The sequence below is a fragment of the Schwartzia sp. (in: firmicutes) genome (genome assembly GCF_978017985.1).
The window spans coordinates 1-4,538 of sequence record NZ_CDXDFU010000120.1 but is presented as its reverse complement, the minus strand read 5'-3'; the positions used below and the strand labels follow the sequence as shown (position 1 = coordinate 4,538).

The 4,538-nt window shown below is 51.4% G+C and carries 6 protein-coding genes; 5 read left to right on the top strand and 1 reads right to left on the bottom strand.

What is annotated here, in order from left to right:
• The first annotated feature begins 41 nt into the window (after positions 1-41).
• The 5 genes from ACY69O_RS05565 to ACY69O_RS05545 all read left to right on the top strand — a co-directional run bounded on the left by ACY69O_RS05565 (position 42) and on the right by ACY69O_RS05545 (position 3,998).
• Positions 42-308 (top strand): hypothetical protein, encoded by a 267-nt coding sequence (locus ACY69O_RS05565; protein ID WP_462332475.1) that lies wholly within the window; start codon positions 42-44, stop codon positions 306-308.
• Between the two features lie 6 nt (positions 309-314).
• The gene (locus tag ACY69O_RS05560; protein WP_462332474.1) at positions 315-959 is read left to right on the top strand and encodes a hypothetical protein; all 645 of its coding nucleotides are present in this window, start codon (positions 315-317) and stop codon (positions 957-959) included.
• Between the two features lie 18 nt (positions 960-977).
• A complete protein-coding gene (locus ACY69O_RS05555) occupies positions 978-1,622 on the top strand; it encodes a D-sedoheptulose-7-phosphate isomerase (RefSeq protein ID WP_462332473.1) in 645 nt (214 codons plus the stop codon).
• Between the two features lie 203 nt (positions 1,623-1,825).
• Entirely contained in the window at positions 1,826-2,485 is a 660-nt protein-coding gene (locus tag ACY69O_RS05550; RefSeq protein WP_462332472.1) for a class II aldolase/adducin family protein, read from the top strand.
• Between the two features lie 13 nt (positions 2,486-2,498).
• Positions 2,499-3,998 (top strand): phosphohexomutase domain-containing protein, encoded by a 1,500-nt coding sequence (locus ACY69O_RS05545; RefSeq protein ID WP_462332471.1) that lies wholly within the window; start codon positions 2,499-2,501, stop codon positions 3,996-3,998.
• A 55-nt stretch (positions 3,999-4,053) separates the two neighbouring features.
• Here ACY69O_RS05545 and ACY69O_RS05540 read toward each other — a convergent pair whose 3' ends face one another.
• Entirely contained in the window at positions 4,054-4,371 is a 318-nt protein-coding gene (locus ACY69O_RS05540) for a type II toxin-antitoxin system RelE/ParE family toxin (protein WP_462332470.1), read from the bottom strand.
• Positions 4,372-4,538: the final 167 nt, after the last annotated feature.

Here is a 4,538-nt window from a genome sequence, read left to right as displayed (position 1 = left end):
TGTACGAAAATAGGAAAAATAAAAGTTTTGGAGGCAGACAAATGTCAGAGCGTATGACAATGCAGGAAGTGCTGAAGGAATACGGCGTTCCTGTAATAAAACTGGACATTCATGCCACCCGCACGGAATGTGAGGCGCTGAGACGCAAGCTGCGGGAGGCTTCGGGAAACGGAGAAAGATATCTCGATGTTTCCTGCAATTTTACGATAGATGTAGAGGACATCGACCGCTATCTCACGGGAGAGCTGGACACACTCAGCGAAATTTATGCTTTCCCCGAAGATATAAAGAAAGACTCGGAGGAATGACCTTTAATGACCTTGAAAAAATTTAGTGCTTTTTTGTGTGCGGTATTTACCGCGTTTGTATTGATTGGAACTGTTGAAACTGAGACGGTAAGCCCGTCCGTCGCATACGCGGCAAAGGGAGGCTCCTTCCGTCCGTCCACGCCGCGTCCGTCGGCACCTAAGGCGGCACCGAAACCGTCGGCGCCCAAATCCTCGACACAGCAGAAGTCTTCGACACAGACTCCTTCTGCATCTCAGAAGAAACCCGCTGCTGCGGCAACACGTCAGCAGTCAGGCGGCATCGGAGGCATGCTCCGCGGTATCGGCCTCTTTGCAGGCGGTATGATGCTTGGCAGCCTGCTGGGTAATATGTTCGGCTTTGGTGGTTTTGGAGCTTTCTCGACCATCATGGGCATCCTCTTCAACATTCTTCTCTACGGTGCCATCATTTCCATTGCTATATGGGGCTTCCGCAGACTTTTCGGAAAAACTGCTGAGGAAAATCCCTACAGCAGCAACCGCAACGCGTTTTCCAATACGAATACGTATCAGTCGCAGCAGACGGTGGACTGGGATGATGATGAAATTCCCGATATCCGCCCGCCGAAGCGCGAAACAGGCGGCAAGGATTACGACCCGAAAACGACGGCGGACTGGTACCGCAGACATTAACAAAAAGGAAGCGGAACAATGAAGGATACAACAAAGAAAGCAGTCGGAGAGCTCATAGAGCGCTATCCGGCACTTGAGGCCTGCAGGGGCGACATGGACGCCGCTGTGGAGGCAATAGTAAAATGCTACGGCGCAGGGGGAAAGCTTCTTACCTGCGGCAACGGCGGCAGCGCGGCTGACGCGGAGCATATCGTCGGCGAGCTGATGAAGGGGTTTTTGAAAAAGCGTCCTTTGGGTGAGGATATGCAGAAGGCGCTTCATGAAAACTGCCCCGACGCGGAGTATCTCATAAAGAACCTGCAGGGAACGCTCCCTGCGATATCCCTTGTAGACCAGGTGGCAATCAATACCGCCTTTGCAAACGACCAGGCTCCCGACCTCTGCATGGCGCAGCAGGTGCTGGGACTTGGAAATAAGGGAGATATCCTCATCGCAATCTCCACCTCGGGCAATTCGAAAAACGTTGTCTATGCATGCGAAATGGCGCGGGCAAAGGGCATGAAAACCATCGCCCTGACAGGAGAATCCGGCGGAAAGCTGAAGGACTTCGCGGATATCTGTATCCGCGTTCCCTCAAACGAGACCTATAAAATACAGGAGTATCATCTGCCTGTATACCACATGCTCTGCATCGCCGCAGAGGAAGAATTTTTCGAGAAATAAAAAACGCACCTCGCTCAATCAGGCGGGGTGCGTTTTTGTCGTATATGTGTATCTGTCAAAAATTTTATTACGACATTTATTACGACATCCATGTCGTTTTGGTACGTTATGCGTGTCTTTTTACGGATGATTCAAGTCATTCTTTTCTTTTGTCTCTTCAGCAGGTATGATATGATAATTTATGTATGGAAGGAAGTGTTTCTATGCTCGAAGAACTGAAAAAGGAAGTCGTCCGCGTCGCGAAGGCGGCGGAGGACATGGGGCTGTGCCGTCACCGCTCGGGAAATTTCAGCGTGCGGGACAGGGAAACAGGCCTTATATGCATGACACCTACGGGAGTGGACAGGCAGACCATGCGCCCTGAGGACGTTGTAGTCATGGACATGGAGGCAAAGGTAGTGGAGTCGCTGAACGGACTGCGGCCTACCAGCGAAGCGCTCATGCACCTTGCGGCGTATGATGAGAGGCCCGACGTCACGGCAATAGTTCACACTCATTCGAAATTTGCTCTTGTATTTGCGGTTCTGAGGCAGCCTATTCCGTGCATAATGGCGGAAATGGGGCATCTTGGGCTGAAGGACGGCGTGATTCCCGTGGCAAAATACGGGCGGCAGGGGTCTGAGGCGCTGGCGGAGGCTGTTCGTGAGCCGTTGCAGAGAGCAGATGCACTGCTCATGGCGGCGCACGGCGTGCTGACCGTGGACGAAAAATCCCTTGATGAGGCACTTCTGAAGGCCGCTTACGTGGAAGAGGCGGCGGAGGTATATCTCAACGCGAAGCTTTTGAACGAAGGGAAAGTGGTTCCGCAGATTCCTGTTGAGGATTTGCGGCTGCAATATCCTGATAAGGTAAAACAAGTATAAGGAGATTACTGTAATGAATGATGAAAAAAATATGCTGAAGCTGCAGAACGGCAGCGATGTCCGTGGTGTTGCCATGGAAGGAATCGAGGGAGAGGAAGTCAATCTGACACCTGCAGTGGTAAACCGTATTGCGGGCGCGTTCGTACGCTGGCTTGAAAAGCGCACGGGAAAGCCTGCCCATGAGCTGACCGTCGCTGTGGGAAATGATTCCAGGCTCACAGCTGACCCGCTGCGCTTCGAAGCGCTGCAGGCGATCACGGCATCTGGGGCACGGGCTCTCGACTGCGGACTGGCATCTACCCCTGCAATGTTCATGTCCATTCTTTTTGATGAGACAAAGGCTGACGGCTCCATCATGATGACCGCAAGCCATCTGCCATTCAACCGCAACGGAATGAAGTTCTTCACGAAGGACGGCGGACTTGAAAAGGCAGATATAAAGGAACTTCTTACGGACGCGGCAGCGCTTGAGCCGCAGTCCTCGGACCGCACGGCTCACCCGTGCGCTCTTATCACTCGATATGCGCGTTTCCTTCGGGAGAAAATCCGCGACGGTATCGGAACAGAGGACGCGCAGCCTCTCAAGGGCATGCATATCGTAGTTGACGCGGGTAACGGCGCAGGAGGATTTTTCGCCACTGAGGTGCTTGAGCCGTTGGGAGCGGATATTTCGGGCAGCCAGTTCCTTGAGCCTGACGGACATTTCCCGAACCATATCCCGAACCCTGAAAACAAAGAGGCTATGGAGTCCATACAGTCCGCGGTCCGCAAAAATGAAGCAGACCTGGGACTTATCTTTGATACGGACGTTGACCGCATGAGCGCGGTGCTTTCTGACGGACGTGAAATCTGCCGCAACGCGCTTATCGCCATGATGGCGGCTATCCTCGCGCCGGACTATCCGGGCAGCACCATCGTCACCGACTCCGTCACATCCGACGAGCTTACTGTATTCCTTGAAAAGGAGCTGGGCCTCAAGCATCACCGCTTCCAGCGCGGATATAAAAATGTAATCAATGAGAGCATCCGCCTTGATAAGGAAGGAGTTGTCTCTCCGCTGGCTATTGAGACCTCGGGACACGGCGCCCTCAGCGAAAACTATTACCTCGACGACGGTGCATTCCTTGCGGTTAAGCTTTTGATTGCTGCCGCAAAGCTTCATAATGAAGGAAAGGATTTGGGCTCCCTTGTGGCGACACTGAAGGAGCCTGCCGAGAGCAAGGAAATCCGCCTGCCTGTTACGGCAGAGGACGCGCATGCTGCAGGTGACGCGGTTCTTGTTGAGCTTGAAAAGCGCGCAAAGGCCGCAGGAATCGGTATCGCTTCGCCGTCCTATGAGGGCGTGCGCCTGATATTCCCTCAGGGCTGGGCACTTCTCCGCATGTCGCTCCATGACCCGCTCATGCCGATGAATGTTGAAGGCCGTGAAAAAGGAAGCGTGGCGGAAATCATCAAAAAGATGGCCGAGCTTCTGAACGGACTGGAAGGATTGGACATATCTAAATTGAAATAAACAAATAAAAGCTCTGTTCCCGGATATTTTGGGAGCAGAGCTTTTTGATTTTGTGTCATATATCCTCAAGCTTCGCTGCAATGTTAGATGGAGAATATGCAACTCGGAGAACATTCACCGTCTTGTCGCTGATGATGAATATTATTGAAAAGTTGTCTACAAACAACTGTCGAAACTGTACGTTCGGTCGTTTTGCCTCGTGTATGACTTTTATTCGCTCCGGGAATTGGGATAAAGTTTCAATTGCGTCAGCAATGCAATTGAACTGTTCCATTGCAGTTTGCGGCATACCGATAGATGTCGCTATGTAATCATAAATGTCGGTCATATCTTTGGCGGCTTGTTCGGACAAGTTTATCTCATATTCAATCATTTGCGTGAGTGCTCCTGAAATCTGCGAAGAATTTTTTTGCTTTAACAACCTTGCCTTTGTCGATATCATCTAATCCCTTGTCAATGAAGGAACGGACTTCTTCTGCGGACATGAGGTCAGTATCAAAGGGAAATTTTTTGATGATTTTATTGTTTAGATTCTTATTT